The sequence below is a fragment of the Halobacillus sp. A1-3 genome (assembly GCF_050971765.1).
GTDB lineage: Bacteria > Bacillota > Bacilli > Bacillales > Halobacillaceae > Halobacillus > Halobacillus mangrovi_B.
This window is the reverse complement of record NZ_JBPCEO010000004.1, coordinates 377,939-397,767: the sequence shown is the minus strand read 5'-3', so window position 1 is coordinate 397,767 and position 19,829 is coordinate 377,939. Positions and strand designations below refer to the sequence as shown.

The following is a 19,829-nucleotide window of genomic DNA, read 5'->3' as shown; positions in this document are numbered from 1 at the left end:
CACTCGAGTCATAAGTCAATCCCTTTCGTGAAGAAAGAACGCTTCACTACAGGTTTTGTCCTTTTATTGTCGTGTCTCCCAAGATGCTTCCACATTTCTAATTAATCATAAGCTTGTACTTCTTTGCATAGAGTTAAGCAAATGACGAGAATAGGGAGGAAGCCCTTTTGAGAAAGTGTCTTTGCTTAATCATGATCTTTCCTTTGATGTTTATGGTGTTCATGACCGAAAAGGTACATGCGAACCCTAATATAGCTGTGTCTGCAGAGCATGCCGTATTGATGGATGCAGACTCAGGAAGAGTGTTGTTTGAAAAAGACGCTTATGAATCGTCTTTAATTGCCAGCACTACTAAAATCATGACTGCTATTATTGCTATAGAATCTGGAAAACTGGATGAAAAAGTAAAAGTTAGCAGCCGGGCCATTCATACAGAAGGTTCTTCAATTTATTTAACTGAAAATGAAAAAATTCTGCTCAAAGATCTCGTCTATGGATTGATGCTTCGTTCTGGAAATGATTCTGCTGTTGCTATAGCGGAACATGTGGGGGGAAGTGTGGAGGGCTTCACTCAAATGATGAATGAAAAAGCACTTTGGCTTGGGATGAATGATAGCCATTTTGAGAATCCCCATGGTCTTGATGGGGAAACTCATTACTCAAGTGCCTATGATCTGGGGTTGCTGATGGCCTATGCGATGAAGAATGAAACATTCCGTGAAGTCACTGGAAGTGAAAAGTTTTTATCTGAAAATAGAGACTATGCTTGGATGAATAAAAATAAATTGTTGACTAAGTATTACGAGCCGACGAACGGAGGGAAAACAGGGTTTACTAAACGGGCAGGTAGAACATTGGTTTCCAGTGCTGAAAAGGACGGACTTGAACTGATCGCTGTTACCTTGAATGCCCCTGACGATTGGAATGATCACATAAACATGTACGAGTGGGGGTTCAAAAATTTCGAAACGGTCAAGTTACAAAGTGAAGGAGTCATTGAAGCAAATGGACAAACTTACTATTTTCCAAGAGATGTCTATTTCCCACTGACCGTTAATGAAAAAGAATCCTTGAAAGCAAGCTTCTATCGGTATCCTCTAATAGGAGAGGATGGAAATATCGTAGGAATAACAAAGTACTCGATAGGGACTACTCCTTTGTTAGAAACACCAGTATGGAAAGAGCGGCCAATTAAACCATTCTTCTCAGAGTTGAAGGGGTTTATGAGCAGACTCATGGGGGTGGCTCCATGGTAAACCTCATATGGGCTCTTTTAGCAGTAACGGGAATAGTTTTTGCAGCATTCAATGGGACGATGGAGGAAGTGAACAAAGCTATATTCTCGACCTTAGACGAAGCAGTTATGATTACACTGAGTCTAACGGGTGTACTCGTTTTTTGGCTTGGACTGATGAAAATAGCCGAAGCAGCCGGGTTGTTAGAAGGGTTAGCTAAGCTGTTCCGTCCCATCGTTAAAAGGATCTTTCCTGATATCCCTGATGATGATCCTGCCTTAGGATACATTCTGTCAAATATGACAGCCAACATGTTCGGTCTAGGTAACGCGGCTACGCCAATGGGGTTGAAAGCGATGAAGGAATTAAAGAGATTATCAGGAACAGAAGAGGCAAGTCGTTCCATGATCACATTTCTTGCTATCAATACCTCTTCACTCACATTGATCCCTACGACAGTCATAGCTATACGCATGAAATACGGGTCAGTCGATCCGACCAGTATTGTAGGGGCAACCATTATGGCCACAATCATCTCTACTATAGCTGCGTTAATGATCGACCGGCTTTTCTATTATAAGCGTAAGAGGACGTTAAAGATATGATCAGTATTTGGCTTATTCCTGGGATTATTGTGACTATCTTGATTGCAGCCACAGTAAAAAGGGTCCCTTCTTATGAAGTATTTGTAGAGGGTAGTAAAGAAGGGATCCAAATTGCTATATCTCTTCTTCCATTCTTATTAGGTATGATGGTTTCTATCGCAATATTTCAGGCTTCAGGTGCCATGGGTGCCATCCTTTCATTCTTCCAGCCTTTTATGACTGCCATTGGCGTTCCTGCTGATATTCTTCCTTTAGCACTCATACGACCGATATCCGGTACAGCTGCTTTGAGTGTGACGACGGAGCTGATTAAAACGCATGGCCCTGATTCATTTATTGGACAGCTTGCTTCAGTTATGCAGGGAAGTACCGACACTACGCTTTATATAATCACGGTCTATTTTGGAGCAGTTGGAATTAAACGAATGGGAGACGCTTTAAAGGTTGGACTACTTGCGGATTTAGCTGGTATAATAGCATCGGTTATTATTGTAATCATCCTATTTCATTAATAGGGTGGTTTTTTTGTTCAAATCTTTCAGGAATGTGTATAATGTAAATGAGCTGAGGAGCCGCGCTGGGAGTTATCAGCGGGGCTTGCTGTTATATTATCCATAATTAATAATTGCAAGTAACTCATAGAAGGTTGGTGACGGTCCCATGGCAAACATGGAACGACTTCAGAAGGTGATCGCTCACGCAGGCGTGGCATCACGAAGGAAAGCAGAGAAATTAATTGTTGACGGAAAAGTAAAGGTTAACGGAAAAACGGTAACAGAATTGGGTACGAAAGTCAGCAGTAATGATGATGTTGAAGTAGAAGGTGTACCTATTGATAAGGAACAGCCTGTATATTATTTGCTTTACAAGCCGCGGGGAGTTATTTCAAGTGTTAGCGATGATAAAGGAAGAAAAGTGGTTACAGATTTCCTGCCGGAAGTAGAACAGCGTATCTTTCCAATCGGACGCTTAGATTACGATACCTCTGGTTTGATTCTTTTAACGAATGACGGCGAATTTGCAAACTTGCTCATGCATCCAAAGCATGAAGTGGACAAAGTCTATATTGCAAAGACCAAAGGCATTCCGACAAAAGAGCAGCTTCAACAATTGAAAAAAGGGTTGACTGTAGACGGTGAATATTTAAAGGCTGTGCATGCTAAAATCATGTCTACGGATGGAAAGAAAAATACCGCCATCGTACAGATTATCCTTCATGAAGGAAAAAATCGCCAAGTAAGAAGAATGTTTGATGCATTAGGGTATCCTGTTGATAAATTGAAGCGTGAAAGATACGGTTCCCTGGAATTGAAAGGATTGAATGCGGGGGACTATCGCCCACTTAAACCATTTGAAGTTAAACAGCTTCGTCAAATGGCTGAGGAAAATGTTAAATAAAGTTCAAATTTACTGTTTCCAATCAATGTTATAATGACTTGGGAGTGAAAGATATGAAAGAGTCAACTTTGAAGAAAAAGAGAAAGCGCTTAATTTTTCGTACTTCATTGCTTGCGGTGATGGTTGGGCTACTCGTTTTTGCCATCGTGTCAACTTTGAAAGATGATAATGCTGTTATCGCCAAAGGAGAAAAAGCGCCAAATTTTCAGCTTGAGAAATTTGGATCTGAAGGCGAAACTATCGAACTGAAAGACTTAGAAGGAAAAGGTGTTATGTTGAATTTTTGGGCTACATACTGTGGTCCTTGTAAAGATGAAATGCCTTATATGGAAGAGCTTTATCCGAAGTATAAAGAAAAAGGGGTAGAAATTCTTGCAGTGAATCTCGATACTACGGAACTTGTTGTCAAACGGTTCGTTGATCGTTATGACTTGACGTTCCCTGTGCTGCAAGATAAAGGTGGACAAGTTATGGATCTTTACAATATCGGTCCTATTCCTACAACACTATTCATCAACGCTGATGGTGAAATAGTAGAGCAAGTCACTGGCCCGCTTACTTTAGGTAAACTTGAAGGCTATCTGCAACAAATAACACCAGAGGAGTAGAGTCTACTTGAAATTGTGAGGTTTTATTATGAAGGAGATTACATGTGAATGCGGTCATGTGAATCCGGAGGGAACAGTGCTCTGTGAATCATGTGGTAAACCGGTAGAGAAGAATCAGCACATCGATGGGAATGAAGGAAATAAACTTCTCAATATGAGGTACGACGGAAGCGCCCGACGATCTCAAACCTACAATCGAACGTATGTAGATAAGATCTGGAATTTCTTTTCATCAGTTAAAGTAGGGGTAACACTTATCGTCCTTACCTTGATTGCATCTGCCATCGGTACAATTCTCCCACAAGAAATGTACATACCACCGAATGTTGATGCTTCAACTCATTACAGGGATCAGTATGGTCTTTTTGGCCAAATCTATTATCAATTAGGCTTGCATAATACCTTCAGTTCATGGTGGTATATGCTGTTATTAGCTATGATTGGAATTTCAATTGTTGTTGCTAGTATTGATAGGTTTTTCCCGCTTTACAAAACACTCAAAAAGCAAAAACCGAAACGTCATGAGCTCTTTATGAAAAAACAACGTGTTTTCGGCGAAACATTATCCAACCAAGTCGATATCGATTTATTTAAAAAGAATTTAAAGAGGCGTCATTACAATATTTCTGAAGATAATGGACACATACTCGCTGAGAAAAATCGATTTTCAAGATGGGGTCCTTACGTTAACCATATCGGTTTAATCATCTTTTTAATTGGATCCCTTATGCGGTTTGTCCCAGCATTTTATATTGATGAGCATGTCTGGGTCCGAGAAGGCGAGACGGTTATGATTCCTGGAACAGATGGTCAATACTACATGAAAAACAATGACTTTATTTTAGAGACTTATGATGAGAGTGACGAACGTTTTAAGGAAGCTATCCAAAACAACGGCGCACCCGTACCAAAAAACTTCCAGACCGATGCAGTCATTTATAAACGTACGGATGAAGTGGTACCAGGTAAAGAACCTGAACTTGAGAAAGTGAAAGAAGCTTCTGCAATAATGAACCATCCGATCAAATTCGATGACTTTGCTTTGTATCAAGCAAGTTACCAGTTGAATGAGTTTGAAGAAATGACATTCAAACTCCATGACAAAGAGAATGAGGATACAAACTACGGAGAGTTTACCGTAGACTTAACAAATCCTAAATCTGAATACGAACTAGAGAGTGGCCATCGTGTTGTGATTGAAGATTATTATCCGGAATATGAAATGGAAGATGGGCGGCCAGTATCTATTTCTAAGTATCCTAAAAACCCTGCCTTTGTCTTTAATGTGTATCCACCAGGTGAATCTGAACCTGAAACGAGCTTCCTTGGAATTGGCGCGAACGTTGATGCAAGTGGGGATAATGAATATAAGTTAGGTTTAGTTAATTTTGATGTCCGTGATGTGACAGGGTTGACGGTTAAGAAAGATCATACACTCTGGATTATTGCTTTGGGTGGAGCGATTTTCATGATCGGAGTTATCCAGGGAATGTATTGGAATCACCGTCGTATTTGGCTTCAGCCTAAAGAGGATGGCGTTTGGATTGCGGGACATACAAACAAAAACTGGTTTGCGTTAAGACGTGACATAGGAAAAGTGGTTGAAGGAACTAATATCAAAGAACCTATTGACCAGTATGAAATGAAAGATGAGCAAGTCAGCGTAAGCGAGGAGGAAGAACATGGACTTAAGTACAATCAGCAGTAATTTGCTGTACGCGGCTTTTTTTATCTATCTAATAGCGACGTTCTTTTTTGGAGGGACGATCCGTGATAAGAAGAAAGGAAAAAGCAAAGTCGCTGGTAATATTGGAATTACGTTAACAATCATTGGGTTTTTTACTCAGCTGGGCTATTTTATTACAAGATGGATAGCTAGTCAGCACGCACCTGTTAGTAATTTATTCGAATATACAACGTTTTTCGGAATGATGCTAGTATTCGCCTTTATCGTTCTGTATTTCATTTATCGTGTAGATTTGCTAGGTTTGTTCGCTTTACCGATAGCTCTGTTAATTATTGCTTTTGCGAGTATGTTCCCGACTGAGATATCACCTTTAGTGCCGTCACTACAATCCCACTGGCTTTATATTCATGTAACTACAGCCTCTCTTGGCCAAGGAATATTGTCAGTTAGTTTTGTAGCCGGAATGATTTTCCTTATCCGCCAAGTAGATCAAACGAAAAAGTCGAAACATACATCTTGGCTTGAATTCGTCATTTATGTTCTTGCCTCAACCATAGCATTTATCTTAGTGACTACTGGATTTAGCGCAGCAGGGTACGAAGAAACGTTTAAAGCCCCTGTAAATGATCAGCAAGTCGAAATTACTTATGAAGTACCAGCCATAGCAGGTCCTTTTGATGGCGAGCTTGTCTCTGAAGACGGTATGGCGCCGTTGTTCTCTGCTCCAGAATGGATGAGAGGAGAGGAAGCTTCCAAAAAGCTCAACACATTCATCTGGTCGTTGCTAGGCGGCCTAGTCCTGTATGGACTAACAAGAGTGATTTTGAGAAAACGTGTAGCTGCAGCGATTCAGCCGCTTCTTAGAAAAGTGAATCCTGAGTTAGTAGATGAGGTTTCCTATCGTTCTGTAGCAATTGGCTTTCCTGTTTTCACGCTCGGAGCTATAATATTTGCTTCGATTTGGGCTCAGCAGGCTTGGGATCGCTTCTGGGGATGGGATCCTAAAGAAGTATGGGCTCTCATTACATTTTTCTTTTATGCTGCTTACTTGCACCTTAGGTTATCTAGAGGGTGGCAAGGAATGCGATCAGCATGGCTCGCTGTAGGTGGCTTCGGAATTATTATGTTCAATTTGATCGCAGTTAATCTAGTCATCTCAGGACTGCATTCTTACGCTTAATGAGAAGCAAAAGGCAGGAAGGGTAACTTTACCCAGCCTGCCATTTGTGTATATTATGGAAATACAACATGCATTGGTGGAGGTAGTAGTATGGCAAAAGAAGGAAAGATATTAGTTGTAGACGATGAAGAACGTATTAGACGACTTATTAAAATGTATATGGAAAGAGAAAATTATGAAATCGATGAAGCAGAAGACGGGGAAGAAGCTTTAATGAAAGCTATACAGAATGATTACGATGTGATTCTGCTTGATTTAATGCTTCCAGGTAAAGACGGAATCGAAGTTTGTAAAGAGCTTCGTGAGAAAAAAGCGACACCCGTAATTATGCTTACTGCAAAGGGAGAAGAAGCGAATCGGGTTCAAGGATTTGAAGTCGGTACAGATGACTACATTGTAAAACCGTTCAGTCCAAGAGAAGTGGTTTTAAGGGTAAAAGCATTGCTTAGAAGAGCATCGACGACAAGGTTCTTACAAACGGATACCTCTTCAAGAAATGTACTTATCTTTCCTCATATGACGATTGATAACGATGCCCATCGGGTGACAGCAGACGGAGTGGAGGTCGCATTAACTCCTAAAGAATACGAGCTTTTAAACTACATGGCTCAATACCCAGACAAAGTTTTTGACAGGGAACAGCTGTTGAAGGAAGTGTGGCAGTACGAATTTTTCGGAGATCTAAGAACAGTAGATACTCATGTGAAAAGACTTCGAGAGAAACTTAGTAAAGTTTCGGCAAACGCTGCAGGAATGATTGTAACAGTGTGGGGGATTGGATATAAATTTGAGGTTAATGGTGACTGATGTTTTGGCGAAGTGTTGTAGGTAAATTATGGTTTACTATTTTACTGCTCGTTTGTTTTGTTCTATTTATACTTACGATATTACTTTTGGAATTCTTTCAGAACTATCACATCCTTGAAGCTGAGCGTCATTTGCTGCAGACGGCTAACAAGATTTCTGATGTTGAAGAAAGATATGATGACAGAGAGTTAATGCTTTCTACCACTAACCTGGTAAAGGATTCTGCTAGCCGTGCTGTGATCGCTTGGAATGAAAGAGATATTCTTATAGCTGATAGTGAAACCGATGGGTTACCTGAATTAGGTTACGAATGGTTTGCTTCTGATCAAGAATTATCCAGCGTAATTAATAAAGGAAATGAAGTGAAAAAAGTTGCTGACCTGGAGACCTCTGAAACGGGCGTCATGGTCGTGGGTACACCTCTATCGAATGGAGAAGGGGCCGTGTTTGTTTATCAGTCTCTTGATACGATTGAAGAAACTTCTGAACAAACAACAAAAATTATATTCCTTGGGGCGGGAATTGCCATTGTTTTAACTACAATTTTTGCCTTTTTCCTTTCGACACGGATAACTTCACCTTTAATCAAAATGCGTGAGGGAGCTCTGGAACTTGCTAAAGGTGAATTTAATAATAAAGTACCAATATTGACCCATGATGAGATTGGTGAGCTCGCTATGGCTTTCAATCGGATGGGAAGGCAGTTGAAATATCATATCAATGCGTTGAACCAAGAGAAAGAGCAGTTGTCAGGAATCTTACGCTCAATGGCCGATGGAGTTATTACGATTAACCGAACAGGAGAGATACTAGTTACCAATCCTCCTGCCACACAGTACCTAGATGCTTATGCATTTGAGCATAAGGAAGATATTAGTGATGCCCAAACTCTTCCAGAACCGTTAAAAGCTTTGTTTAAAAAGGTAATTACCAATGAGGAAGAATCGATGACGGAAGTCACTCTCCAAGGACGTTCATGGGTGATCATTATGACACCGCTTTATGATAAAGCAACCGTACGCGGTGCCGTGGCGGTACTGAGAGATATGACGGAAGAACGTCGATTGAATAAATTACGAAAAGATTTCATTGCAAATGTATCTCATGAGCTGAGAACTCCCATTTCTATGCTTCAAGGATATAGTGAAGCAATTGTAGATGACATTGCCGAAAGTAAAGAAGATAAAAATGAGCTCGCACAGATTATCCATGAAGAATCATTGAGAATTGGACGATTGGTTAATGAGCTTCTTGATCTTGCTAGAATGGAGGCAGGACATATTCAGCTCTATATTGAGTCTGTAGATATCCATCCGTATATGAATAAAATCATTCGTAAATTCCAAGGAATTGCAGACGAACGAGACGTAGATTTAACGATGAGGGTTGATCAGGAGTTTGAAAGACTTCCTTTCGATTCCGACCGAATCGAACAGGTGTTTACAAATCTAATTGATAACGCAATAAGGCATACCCAACCTGGAGGAAAAGTAGATGTCGCAGTAGACCATATTAATGGTGACTGGATAGCCTCTGTTCATGATTCTGGACAAGGTATTGCCGAAGAAGATCTTCCTTTTGTTTTTGAGCGTTTTTATAAAGCAGACAAGTCTAGAAAACGAGAAAGTTCGAAACAGAAAAAAGGCACAGGGCTTGGTCTTGCGATTGCTAAGAATATTGTAGAAGCTCACCATGGGACAATCAGTGTTCACAGTAAGTTAGAAGAGGGAACTACTTTCACCTTTAGAATACCGAAAAATCTTGAGTTGACAGAATATTAGATTGCTTATTTTTTAAATATCATGTAATGTTATAAATGAACTTCATACGAAAGATTTTGGGTGCCTGAGAAGGCTTAAAAGGGAATCTGGTTAAAAGCCAGAACTGTCCTCGCAACTGTAAGTGATGACGAAAGGGAAATTCCACTGTGCATGACGCATGGGAAGGATCCTCAGTAGGTAGAAACACAAGTCAGTAGACCTGCCAAAATCTTATGTTTCAAAGCTTCGGGGATTGAGCGTTTGAGACAACCGATTGGTCCTATGTAATAAATAATAACCTTTCTGGTTTGTCTTAAGCTTGTCCTTTTAACAAAGGACAAGCTTTTTTGATAGTTACATAGCCTTGTGTTGTCTTTATGCCCTTTCTTAAAAGTGATGAAACCATTATATCAAAAGAAAAGATAGGGGGATTGAAGATGAAAAAGATTTATGTATTTTTAGTTGCTGCTCTACTTGCCATCGGGGTAATAAGTGGATGCGGGTCGCAGCAGACTGAGAAAACAGAAGAGGCAAATGCAAGTCAGCAAGAGGAGAAACAGGAAGTTACTTTAAAGGTGGAAATTTCTAAAAACAATGGCGAAGAAGTGCTCGCTGATCAAGAGATTTCTGTTGAGAAAGGTACGACATTGATGGAAGTGATGAAAGATAATTTTGAGGTAGAAGAAAGTGATGGCTTCATTAACAGCATCGAGGGAATCGAGGGCAATCAAGAAGAAAAAATGGCCTGGATGTTTACGATAAACGGAGAGGAAGCCATGGTAGGTGCAAATGAATATGAAGTGGAACAAGGAGACGAAATTGTCTTTGACTATCATTCGTGGGAATGATTAAATGAATACTTATAAAATTACTCTTATAGCGATGTTAGCAGCTTTGGCAATTGCCGGAAGAATTGCGCTAGCAAGTTTACCTAATATTCAGCCGGTTACTGCCATCATTATTTTAACTTCGTTTTGGCTTGGTCCATTAGCTGGGGTGATTATGGCGTTACTCACTACAACAGTTTCTAATATGCTCTTAGGGATGGGCGTGTGGACCATATGGCAAATTACTGCTTGGACAGTAATTGGACTTATTGCTGGTTTGCTGGGTAGATTTTGGCCTCGATTACCTTTGTGGGTTCTAACCGCTTACGGGGTATTTAGCGGGTTATTTTTCGGACTCGTCATTTCTTTAACGATGCGAACGATTGGACAGCCTTTTTGGGCGTATTACCTGGCAGGCTTACCTTTTGATTTGAATCATGCGGTTGCTAATGCTGTATTTATTTTAGCTCTTTCTCCAATCCTTGCAAAATTGTTTAAAAAATACGAGAAGAGAAATGGACTACAAGACACGCCACGCCCCTAATCTTATGTTGGGGATTAATCCCATTCTTAGTAACGGATCCATCAATATTTCGTAAATTAGCCTATACTCCAATCAAATAGTAAATTACGACCTAAAGCCTGAGGATTCCTTAGGCTTTTTTCTTTGTTGGTTTTAGTTACCTTAAAGATACCCTGGTGTACTCCTGCATTTGTCTTTATTATTCCAGGTTTTTAACACTGTCCAATTTCTATTTCTTTTTTTATGAAGGCATATTAAGATAAAGATGTAACTTTTTACATACATATACGACTATTTCTATAACCAGGAGGTACCTGTAGTGAAAAGGTTTTTTGATGATCTTTATGACAAGTATCATAAAGATCTATTTCAATTTATTATTTACATGGTAAAGGATCGTGATTTAGCTGAAGACCTTGTCCAGGATGTTTATATCAAAGTTATCAAATCTTACCAATCCTTTGATGGAAGAAGCAGTGAAAAAACGTGGTTGTTTTCCATTGCACGCCATGTAACGATTGACTATTTTAGGAAGCAGAAAAGAAAGCGGAATCGAATCATGGATTTTTTTGATTGGAGCGAAAAAGGAGAAAAGATTCAAGATACAGATACCTTGCCAGAGGAAGTAGCCATTCAAAATGAAGAATTGAAGGCGGTATATCAAGCGTTAGATCAATGTACAGTTGACCAGCGGAGTGTCATTATACTTCGCTTTATTCAAGGGATGTCTATCCAAGAAACAGCCGCAATATTGGATTGGAGCGAAAGTAAAGTGAAGACGACTCAACATCGCGGGATGAAAGCGTTGAGAGAAATATTAGATAAAGAAAGTGAAGGGGGAGTGCAGCGTGAAGCGTAAACATCATACAGATGAAGAATTAGAAAACATGCTCAGGAAGCTGCCTCCTGTTGAAGACCATCAAAGCAAACAAGAGTTGTATCGTAAAATCTATCCTGAGGTACAAAAAACAAATAGAAAGATGGCACCTTGGGTTATCCCAAGCTTAGCGACTGCAGCGGTTATCTTATTATTAGCTGTCGTTATCCCTGTTTTATTAAATTTGATGAACTCCAGTCAAATGGAACAATCTACTAGTGATGAACCTGCTTCAGAATCAAATCGAACTATGGAAAGCGCAGAAGTACCTAATGAAAGTGTGAATCCTGAGGGTAATCAACCGAGTACAGAAGGAGCAAAAACAGAGAAAGATTCTGAGGAATCTACTTCCTCTACTCAAGAGGACAATCAAACTTCCCTCGATAAGCAAGCTGAAGTTGCTAAGCAAACCGAAAGAAATATGGTTAAAGAGGTGCTGCCAGGAAAAAATGCTCAAGTAGTTATTCCATTTACAAAAGTTTATAAAGATGAGAACGAAGAAGGTAACCAAGCCTTTGTACCTAATGAATATGGATTATCAGAGAGTTTGCTAAAGGAAGTTCAAATAGACATTGATGTTCAAGAGAAGAGAGCAAATGTAACGTTCCCTGATGACTTTTCAATGAATGGCAGTACATGGGCTCATATGTTGTCAGAGAGCATTCGTTGGAAGGTGGAACCCTATGGTGTAGAGACCATTAAGCTTGAGACTAGCAGTGGTAAAGCTGTTCAACTGGGACCCTACGGAAAGATGGATGAGCTTAACCCAATAAACAATGGAGAGTACTACTATCAAACCTACAAAGTTCCGGATAGTTCCACTGAATTTCTAGTGCCAATAAAACTTGATGAGGGTCGTACTATTTCAGAAGCTTTAATAGAAATGAAACAAGAGAAAAATCTTAAGTTTGTATCATCACCTGTTCCTGCTCATGTGAAATTCTCTTCGATTTCAGAACGTGAAGGAGAATTAATCGTTGAGATTTCTCATGAAGAGTGGTCGAATGAGAAAGAAGTAACCACTGTGATAGAGGCTATTCTGATGACGGCTAAGCAGTTTGGTTATGAGAGTGTTCAGTTTGATGGAATCAAGCCCGAAGGATTTTTGGGTTACGATCTTGACGAGCCTATTGAAGTACCAGAAAGAATCAATTTGATCATTATAAGCGAGTAAAGACTCCCCTCTCAGTAGGGGATTCTTTATGTCTATAACATTTTAAAATGATTGGTGTATGTACTTTGAAGTGAAACGCGGCCGCAACCAACTCTAGCGTACAGTCAATTAAATTCATAAGTTAATCGAGTTTGTTGATAATAAGCGATTCATTCAATCTTTCAGGACGAGGGTCAATTCAACGGTAGTTCAGAACTTGCCGAACATAATTGAACATACATTAAATGGTTAAGTCAGACGCGTCGAGCTTTTGTTCTTTTATAGGATGTTCGAGTATCTCATGTTAAAATGAAAGGGACGTAGTAAAGGGGACGATAACTGATGGATAAAGAGCAATTAAGAGAACAAGTATCGCAAAAAATGAAGTTGATCCGTGTGGAATATGGTTATACTCAAAATCGCATGGCAGAAGTGCTAGGATTATCTAAAAAGACTCTTGTCCAAATTGAAAAAGAGAGGACAATGGCTGGATGGACAACAGTGGTGGCAGTTTGTGCTCTCTTTCAGCAAAGTGAAGTCTTAAAAGGTGTACTAGGTGACGCTCCACTTGAAATCGTTGAAACTATGGCCCACTACCAATTAGATGGGCCTGTAGGTAGGACGATGGGTGGGAAAGTGTGGTGGAACCTTATCGCTGAAAGTGAAGATTACATTTTGCAGCAGAATGTAATCAGCCAGCATTACAGGATTCTTGATCGTGATTATCAAAGATGGTTTTCCAGTTTTGACCAAATGGAGGCAAGTAATCGCTTTGAAGAATTATCAAAAAAATAAATATCCCCTCCACGCTAATGGAAGGGGATCACTTTTTCTATTCATGTTTAAGTGGGTCTCCCTCAAACGGCTTGTCAGCTACTTTTATTGAATCAGTCGGGCAACCTTCGAATGCGTCTTCCATGTCTTCCTCCAATATATCAGGTACTTCGTAATTTCCTTTATTCTGATCAAGAATGGAATAGGCTATCCCTTCATCATCGTAATCATATATATCAGGTGCTGCTGCTCCACAAGCGCCACAAGCGATGCAGGTATCCTGGTCAACCATTGTAAATTTAGCCATGAGTCATGAACCTCCTTTGTGTTTCACCTCATGAAGTGATAAAAGATCACAGATAAAAAAAGATACATAGATATTGTAAAACTCTGTCTAATACTTTTCAACATGAAGCGGTTTGGGAAGTGATGATAGGAGGTGAGTTTTTGTTTAACAAAGTTATTTTGGACTGTGTTCATCGATTTAAGGGAGAGCGGACCATCTCTGGAATATTTAATTTGTTGACTGGAAAGAAATCAGCGCAAACTTTACAGGATGCGCGAGTTTATAAACTGGATTCATATTTTGGAATTTACAAATCTTTAGATCGAGAGCAGCTTGAGCGTTCTTTCCAAAGGTTAGAAGAAAAAGAGTGGTTGATAATAAAAGAGGATATCTATTCATTATTAACTTCAAAAGGTCAACAGTATCTCACAGAATATAAAGAAACACTCTATTTTAATGGAATGATGGATCACAAGAGAGTTGCGGAGTTTGAACGAAGAATGTTTCTTTTAATTCAGACCTTTACCAATATGCTGAAAGGAAACCGTACATTTATCCCTATTGTGGAAGAGATGAAAGCACAGTATTGGGTGAAAAAAGTTTACCAGAGGTATCACCATCACCATGATTTAAAACGGATTGTGAACACTTTATATAATGAGATTTATACTCTTTTAAAAGAAAGGCCTGCAATAGAAGCTGAATTGTTCACCTATAGGCTGACAGGAGCAGGAGTCATCGGTCTTACACGTGAGCAGTTAAAAGACAAGCACGACGTTTCTTTAGCTGACGTAGATTTATACATCAATCACGTGTTTTACTATCTTTTCTTCCAGGCCAATCAATCGAATAGAACTTACCCTGTCCTTTCTCTATGTGCAAAGGGATTGAAAGAGTCCAGTTTAATTACAGTTTCTGCGAAGCGAACCTATGCTTATATTGAGAAAGGTTGGTCTATCGAAGAAATCGTTATGAAAAGAAGGCTGAAAAAAAGCACGATCCAGGATCATATTGTAGAAGCAGCTTTAGTAGTGCCCTATTTCCCTATCGATTCTTTTCTTAGTGAGCAGGAACTTCATAAAATCATTCGCACTGCAAAAGAATTGGACACACAGCGGTTGAAATTAATCCATGAAAAACTCCAAGGACAATTCACTTACTTTCAGCTACGATTAGCTTTAGCTAAAGATCAAATATCTACTGAGGAAGGAACGCTATATGCAGATGCTTGAACCTTTATCTCAACAATTATATAAACATTTTGGATTTAAAGAATTCAGAGAAGGACAGAAGGATATCATCGAAGATTTACTGAAAGGGAGAGATGTACTGGGGATATTGCCTACAGGTACGGGGAAATCCCTGTGTTATCAGTTGCCGGCACTTTTGCAATCAGGAGTGACCCTTGTTGTTTCACCGCTCATATCTTTGATGATTGACCAAGTGAAACAATTAAAAGCGAGAGGGTTCAGGTCTGTAACAGCTCTTAACAGTTTCATGGACCATAACGAAAGGCGAAAGACTTTGAATCAATTGAGCGATTATTCCCTTATCTACCTTTCTCCTGAGATGTTGCAAAATCATCGGGTAAAGCAGCAGCTAACCCAAATAAAAGTCGATTTGCTAGTAGTGGATGAAGCCCATTGTATCTCCCAGTGGGGTCATGAGTTCAGGACGGATTATTTAAAGCTCGATCAAGCCATCAAAGAGCTGGGCAATCCAACAGTTTTGGCCCTTAGTGCAACCGCAACTCCAGCAGTACAACAGGATATTATGGAGAAACTAGACCGTAATGATATGCAGAAACATATATATCCAATGGACAAACAAAATATCAGTTTTGCTGTAGAACAATATAGTGGTCCTGATGATAAGATTGAAAGGATTATTCACGTACTTTCAAAAAACCAAGCACCTACAATGATTTACTTCTCAAGCCGTCAATGGGCCGAAAAGGTTTCTCTCCGACTGAAGGATCGATTAGATCAGCGTGTGGCTTTTTACCACGGCGGAATGGATCAGACGGACCGAATGCTTGTTCAGCAGCAATTTATGAATAATCAACTGGACATCATTTGCTGTACAAGCGCTTTTGGTATGGGCGTTGACAAGTCAGATATTCGAATTGTCATTCATTTTCACTTGCCTCCTCAGTTGGAATCATTTATCCAAGAAGTAGGAAGAGCAGGCAGAGATGGTAAGCCTTGTGCTAGTCTGGTTTTATTTACCCCTAAGGATCATTATCTACCTCAAATGTTAATTCAGAACGAGCTGCCTGAACAACAGGATGTGAAACGTGTGCTTAAACGAATCCAGTCTTACAGGAGAGACAAAAGTGTATTGCCTAATGTGGACGAGCTATTAATAGAATTAGAGATTTCTGAATCTCAGTGGAACTTTATTCATCATCAGCTTGAGCGTTACCAAGTATTAGATGGAAATTCCATTTTAAAGGACCCAAATGACGAGAATATTCTACAAAAGCTGCTACAATTCTTAAATGAACGATGGACGTATAAACAGAATAAGCTTACAGAAATTTTACATTGGGTTCATCAGTCAGAATGTCGCCGGCACCACTTATATCAATCTTTTCAGGAAGAAGTACGCGAGCCTTATGTACCATGCTGTGATGGTTGTGGTTTTGAAGTCTCAAAGCTGCATTTCAAAGAGAGTAAAGCTAAGAGAATGGGACAAACATGGGAGGATCGGTTAAGGATGGTTTTTAGTCAGGAGGAAGTTCATGAATCGAAAGAAACAAGCTGATCTTATTCAACAGATGAGTGATCGCGAATTGACCATTCAGCTTATTCTGACTCAACTAATTATTCTATCCTTAGCAGGCATAGGGAGCTTTTTTTTATTTGATTCCTTCCGAGATTGGATGGTTCTGTTTCAGTTCACCAGGTCAGAACTGATCTGGTTTGGTCTATTGCCAGCCCTGATTGTTCTTCTGATAGATTTCACTTTATTGTATAGTTTACCAAGACGATTTTACGATGATGGCGGAATTAATATAAAGGTATTTCGGAATCGTTCCTATTTATCCATTGTAGGGCTCACTCTACTGATTGCTTTCAGTGAAGAAGTGCTTTTTAGAGGAGTGGTTCATACAGAGTTCGGTTACATCATCGCGAGTGTTCTGTTTGCTGTCATGCACATCCGTTATTTGGATAAAATTGTTCTCTTAGTTTCTGTCCTATTTGTAAGCTTTTTTATAGGATATATGTATGAACAGACAGGAAGCCTTGTCGTAACAATTACGGCTCATTTCCTTATAGATTTTGTACTAGCCGTTTGGATTCGAATGGGAAAATGGGGGAGTAGAGAACAAGTTTAACCATTCTAAGTAACAAAAAATATACCCTAACCTTCATAGGTTAGGGTTTCTATATTAAAATATTTTTTTACGGTCTCTTTCAAACTTAAGTATTTCTACAGCTTCCCTAAATCTTTGTGAATGTATAATTTCGCGTTCTCTTAAAAACTTTAGGCTATCATTTAAGCATGGATCATCGGACATATTAATAATCCATTGATAAGTTGCTCTTGCCTTTTCTTCTGCTGCAATGTCTTCATATAAATCAGCTATCGGATCTCCTTTTGCAGCAATGTAAGATGCTGTCCATGGCACTCCACTAGCATTGTTATAATATAAGGCATTATCATGATTAGCGTAGTGAGCACCTAATCCAGCCTCTTTCATTTGTTCAGGTGTTGCATCTTTCGTTAATTTGTAGACCATTGTAGCGATCATTTCCAAGTGAGCAAATTCTTCAGTGCCTATGTCTGTTAAAAGACCGATGACCTTATCAGGAATACTATACCTTTGGTTAAGGTAACGGAGAGCGGCAGATAACTCTCCATCTGCGCCTCCATATTGCTCAATCAAGTATTTGGCCAGTCTTGGATTACATTCTGTCACTTTTACTGGATATTGAAGTTTCTTTTCATAATACCACATAGTTCCCCTCCTTTAATTTATAGTTGCCAGGGCCAAGGGCTGTCTCCCCAGTTCCAAGGATAACCTGAGAAGCTGGCACCGTATTGACGCAGAGGTCCGAAATGCTGTTCATAAACGGACTTTAGGTCTCTACTTTGAACAGCCAATTCATTAAATTGCTGTATAGCCTGGTTATCCTGAGGGTGGGTATCCAAATAGAGGGTAAGTTCAACAAGCGCAAAATCAACCATCTGGATTTTTTCCATCAGTTCATACCGCTTTTTCACTTGATCGTCCTTATGCATCACCTCTTACCTCCTTCTGGAATAGGAGTCGGATAAGGATCGTAAAAACAAGGCCATAGGGTTCCTTTGTAAAGTGCCTTCTCCAAGGGGAATTGAGGGAGATTCGGTTGCTGAAAACCTACGTACAGGTTAGGTGGAGTCTGATAGCTGGCATATGGTCTCGGAGGACATGGATCGAATGGACCGTGGTAAGGTTGATAAAACTTAATTGGAGTAAAAATCTTTATCACCATCCTTCTCTCATCATGGATATTTATGAGTCTATGCCTTGGATTATTCGTAGAGTTTGCAGGATTCTCCTCTATAAAAGGAGAATAAAAGGGTATAGATAAGGAGAGGGAAGGTGAGTGTATGTTTGTTAAAGGAATCATGAAACCAGTCCATAAGTCTTTTGTAGCTAAAAGTGAGGATAAACTGAGTGGAATTCTCGATCTTTTAAATGAAAACGATATTGAAGGTATGCCTGTATTAAAAGGAGAAACTTTTATTGGAATGATTTCAAAAAGCATCATCTATCAAGCATATTTTAAAATGGATAAGGAGAAAAACACCTTTTTAAATAACACAACAGCAGGAGATATAGCAGAGTACCCGGATTATTATATCCATGATGAGGAAGTTTTCGAACGAACGCTTCCATCTTTTAAAGGTTTTCCTGTTCTTGCAGTGGTCGATGATCATCGTAAGTTCCAAGGGCTAGTTACTCGCTTTGATGTAATCGAACAGTTTGAAAGTGCTTTTGGAACTCGAAAAAAAGGAGTAAGGATTGCTTTTACATCAGAGGAATCAGCTGGACGAATTGAGCGGCTTGGAAATATTATTAAAAGTTATCATGAAAATGTTATCTCTTTAGCAACATTTGATGAAACCGATAAGCTTGCAAGGAGAATCGTGATGAAAATCGAACCGAATGATAATATAGAGCAATTTACTAAGAAATTAGAGAAATCAGGGTTTCGCATCTTAAGTGTCAAAGAAGTCTAAGTTGTAAGAGTAGGCTGTCACCAGTGGTGGCAGTCTTTTTATCGTATTTAAAATTATGGTAAGATGAATTTTACTTTAGAATTTCAGGAGGAATCCAGTATTGCTTTGGTTACTACTAGCAGTAACAGCTGCAGCCTTACTACTTTACTTATACATGCGTTATTCGGCACAAAATGATCAATTGGAGTTTCATACGATTGAAGCTCAATCTTATCCTGCCGATAAACCATTACACATTTTTTTTATTTCAGATATCCATAATCGAGTAATTAAAAAATCAACACTTAGCAAAATTGAAAATGTAGATATCGTAATTATTGGAGGGGACTTAGTAGACAAACGTACAGCAATGTCTCAGTTGAAACATAATTTAGAAGCTCTACAGGAATGGAAAGTACCACTCTACTTTATCCCTGGAAATAACGACCATGAACTTATAGGGTATGATGTTATAGATATATTGGAGGAAGAAAATGTAAAAGTGCTCTCTAATGGGGATGTGACAATTCCTTTGCAAGGAGAGCAAAAGATCGTCCTAAGTGGTATCGATCCTTACTTTTTAAAACCAAGAAGGCATATGTACCATATTAAAGATCGTCATCCTTATCAGATCCTTTGTGTACACGATCCATATGTGTTTAAACAAATGAATAAGGTCGATCAGCAGCGGTTTGACTTGATTTTAACTGGTCATACTCATGGGGGACAAATACGAGTCTTTGGTTTAGGGCCTTATACGAGAGGAGGGTGGTTCAGTATGAGCAGCCGCCCTCTTTTAATAAGTGAAGGATATGGAACGTCCTTAATGCCCTTGCGTTTGGGGACGAGAGCAGAATGCCATCTCATTACTGTGAAAAAGTCAAAGTAAGTGTTATTC

General features: G+C 39.4%; 23 protein-coding genes and 1 riboswitch. Of the genes, 19 read left to right on the top strand and 4 right to left on the bottom strand.

All coding sequences use genetic code 11. The features are described from left to right. Positions 1–191: 191 nt before the first annotated feature. The 14 genes from ACRYKC_RS09870 (at position 192) to ACRYKC_RS09805 (ending at position 13,455) form a co-directional block, all read left to right on the top strand. On the top strand, positions 192–1,256 hold the full coding sequence (locus ACRYKC_RS09870) for a D-alanyl-D-alanine carboxypeptidase family protein (protein ID WP_433806555.1): 1,065 nt from the start codon (positions 192–194) through the stop codon (positions 1,254–1,256). Next, positions 1,250–1,840, top strand: a complete 591-nt coding sequence (locus tag ACRYKC_RS09865; RefSeq protein WP_433806554.1) for a nucleoside recognition domain-containing protein — start codon at positions 1,250–1,252, stop codon at positions 1,838–1,840. The genes ACRYKC_RS09870 and ACRYKC_RS09865 overlap by 7 nt, the downstream gene beginning before the upstream one ends. Continuing rightward, positions 1,837–2,352 (top strand): spore maturation protein, encoded by a 516-nt coding sequence (locus ACRYKC_RS09860; RefSeq protein ID WP_433806553.1) that lies wholly within the window; start codon positions 1,837–1,839, stop codon positions 2,350–2,352. The genes ACRYKC_RS09865 and ACRYKC_RS09860 overlap by 4 nt, the downstream gene beginning before the upstream one ends. A gap of 157 nt (positions 2,353–2,509) precedes the next feature. Further along, a complete protein-coding gene (locus ACRYKC_RS09855; protein WP_433806552.1) occupies positions 2,510–3,238 on the top strand; it encodes a pseudouridine synthase in 729 nt (242 codons plus the stop codon). A 53-nt stretch (positions 3,239–3,291) separates the two neighbouring features. Further along, the gene (resA, locus tag ACRYKC_RS09850) at positions 3,292–3,846 is read left to right on the top strand and encodes a thiol-disulfide oxidoreductase ResA (RefSeq protein WP_433806551.1); all 555 of its coding nucleotides are present in this window, start codon (positions 3,292–3,294) and stop codon (positions 3,844–3,846) included. Between the two features lie 28 nt (positions 3,847–3,874). Beyond that, positions 3,875–5,554, top strand: a complete 1,680-nt coding sequence (gene resB / locus ACRYKC_RS09845; RefSeq protein WP_433806550.1) for a cytochrome c biogenesis protein ResB — start codon at positions 3,875–3,877, stop codon at positions 5,552–5,554. Then, on the top strand, positions 5,529–6,713 hold the full coding sequence (ccsB, locus tag ACRYKC_RS09840) for a c-type cytochrome biogenesis protein CcsB (RefSeq protein ID WP_433806549.1): 1,185 nt from the start codon (positions 5,529–5,531) through the stop codon (positions 6,711–6,713). Before resB ends, ccsB begins: the two co-directional genes overlap by 26 nt. 90 nt (positions 6,714–6,803) lie before the next feature. Beyond that, complete coding sequence (locus tag ACRYKC_RS09835) at positions 6,804–7,520, top strand: response regulator transcription factor (protein ID WP_433806548.1); 717 nt, start codon at positions 6,804–6,806, stop codon at positions 7,518–7,520. Beyond that, on the top strand, positions 7,520–9,301 hold the full coding sequence (locus ACRYKC_RS09830) for an ATP-binding protein (RefSeq protein ID WP_433806547.1): 1,782 nt from the start codon (positions 7,520–7,522) through the stop codon (positions 9,299–9,301). Before ACRYKC_RS09835 ends, ACRYKC_RS09830 begins: the two co-directional genes overlap by 1 nt. A gap of 41 nt (positions 9,302–9,342) precedes the next feature. Further along, positions 9,343–9,522: riboswitch (cobalamin riboswitch) on the top strand. A gap of 195 nt (positions 9,523–9,717) precedes the next feature. Next, complete coding sequence (locus tag ACRYKC_RS09825) at positions 9,718–10,128, top strand: DUF4430 domain-containing protein (protein ID WP_433806546.1); 411 nt, start codon at positions 9,718–9,720, stop codon at positions 10,126–10,128. 4 nt (positions 10,129–10,132) lie between these two features. Continuing rightward, positions 10,133–10,651, top strand: a complete 519-nt coding sequence (locus ACRYKC_RS09820; protein WP_433806545.1) for an ECF transporter S component — start codon at positions 10,133–10,135, stop codon at positions 10,649–10,651. A gap of 298 nt (positions 10,652–10,949) precedes the next feature. Continuing rightward, positions 10,950–11,489 (top strand): RNA polymerase sigma factor SigX, encoded by a 540-nt coding sequence (sigX, locus tag ACRYKC_RS09815; RefSeq protein ID WP_433806544.1) that lies wholly within the window; start codon positions 10,950–10,952, stop codon positions 11,487–11,489. Then, positions 11,479–12,681 carry a hypothetical protein gene (locus ACRYKC_RS09810; protein WP_433806543.1) on the top strand — a complete coding sequence of 401 codons (1,203 nt, stop codon included), beginning with the start codon at positions 11,479–11,481 and terminating at the stop codon, positions 12,679–12,681. Before sigX ends, ACRYKC_RS09810 begins: the two co-directional genes overlap by 11 nt. Positions 12,682–13,002: 321 nt before the next feature. Next, entirely contained in the window at positions 13,003–13,455 is a 453-nt protein-coding gene (locus tag ACRYKC_RS09805; RefSeq protein WP_433806542.1) for a helix-turn-helix transcriptional regulator, read from the top strand. 37 nt (positions 13,456–13,492) lie between these two features. Here the strand turns inward: ACRYKC_RS09805 and ACRYKC_RS09800 are convergent, their stop codons facing one another. Beyond that, complete coding sequence (locus ACRYKC_RS09800; protein ID WP_433806541.1) at positions 13,493–13,741, bottom strand: ferredoxin; 249 nt, start codon at positions 13,739–13,741, stop codon at positions 13,493–13,495. Positions 13,742–13,881: 140 nt separating this feature from the next. Here ACRYKC_RS09800 and ACRYKC_RS09795 point away from each other — a divergent pair, with 140 nt between their 5' ends. From ACRYKC_RS09795 to ACRYKC_RS09785, 3 genes are read left to right on the top strand one after another with little or no spacing between them, the layout of a single operon-like run. Beyond that, the gene (locus ACRYKC_RS09795; protein ID WP_433806540.1) at positions 13,882–14,952 is read left to right on the top strand and encodes a YpbB family protein; all 1,071 of its coding nucleotides are present in this window, start codon (positions 13,882–13,884) and stop codon (positions 14,950–14,952) included. Then, positions 14,939–16,486 (top strand): RecQ family ATP-dependent DNA helicase, encoded by a 1,548-nt coding sequence (locus ACRYKC_RS09790; protein WP_433806539.1) that lies wholly within the window; start codon positions 14,939–14,941, stop codon positions 16,484–16,486. Before ACRYKC_RS09795 ends, ACRYKC_RS09790 begins: the two co-directional genes overlap by 14 nt. Continuing rightward, positions 16,464–17,060: a CPBP family intramembrane glutamic endopeptidase gene (locus ACRYKC_RS09785; RefSeq protein WP_433806538.1), complete on the top strand. Its 597-nt coding sequence runs from the start codon at positions 16,464–16,466 to the stop codon at positions 17,058–17,060. Before ACRYKC_RS09790 ends, ACRYKC_RS09785 begins: the two co-directional genes overlap by 23 nt. 54 nt (positions 17,061–17,114) lie before the next feature. On the opposite strand, the gene ACRYKC_RS09780 is transcribed toward ACRYKC_RS09785, so the two are convergent. The 3 genes from ACRYKC_RS09780 to ACRYKC_RS09770 are packed head-to-tail and all read right to left on the bottom strand — an operon-like array spanning position 17,115 to position 18,189. Further along, positions 17,115–17,684 (bottom strand): manganese catalase family protein, encoded by a 570-nt coding sequence (locus ACRYKC_RS09780; RefSeq protein ID WP_433806537.1) that lies wholly within the window; start codon positions 17,682–17,684, stop codon positions 17,115–17,117. Positions 17,685–17,701: 17 nt separating this feature from the next. Beyond that, entirely contained in the window at positions 17,702–17,968 is a 267-nt protein-coding gene (locus ACRYKC_RS09775) for a spore coat protein CotJB (RefSeq protein WP_433806536.1), read from the bottom strand. Further along, a complete protein-coding gene (locus ACRYKC_RS09770; protein ID WP_085031934.1) occupies positions 17,968–18,189 on the bottom strand; it encodes a spore coat associated protein CotJA in 222 nt (73 codons plus the stop codon). Before ACRYKC_RS09770 ends, ACRYKC_RS09775 begins: the two co-directional genes overlap by 1 nt. Positions 18,190–18,337: 148 nt before the next feature. On the opposite strand from ACRYKC_RS09770, the gene ACRYKC_RS09765 reads away from it, so the two are divergent. Together ACRYKC_RS09765 and ACRYKC_RS09760 are read left to right on the top strand one after the other, a co-directional pair. Beyond that, positions 18,338–18,952, top strand: a complete 615-nt coding sequence (locus tag ACRYKC_RS09765) for a CBS domain-containing protein (protein WP_433806535.1) — start codon at positions 18,338–18,340, stop codon at positions 18,950–18,952. Between the two features lie 100 nt (positions 18,953–19,052). Continuing rightward, a complete protein-coding gene (locus ACRYKC_RS09760; RefSeq protein ID WP_433806534.1) occupies positions 19,053–19,820 on the top strand; it encodes a metallophosphoesterase in 768 nt (255 codons plus the stop codon). Positions 19,821–19,829: the final 9 nt, after the last annotated feature.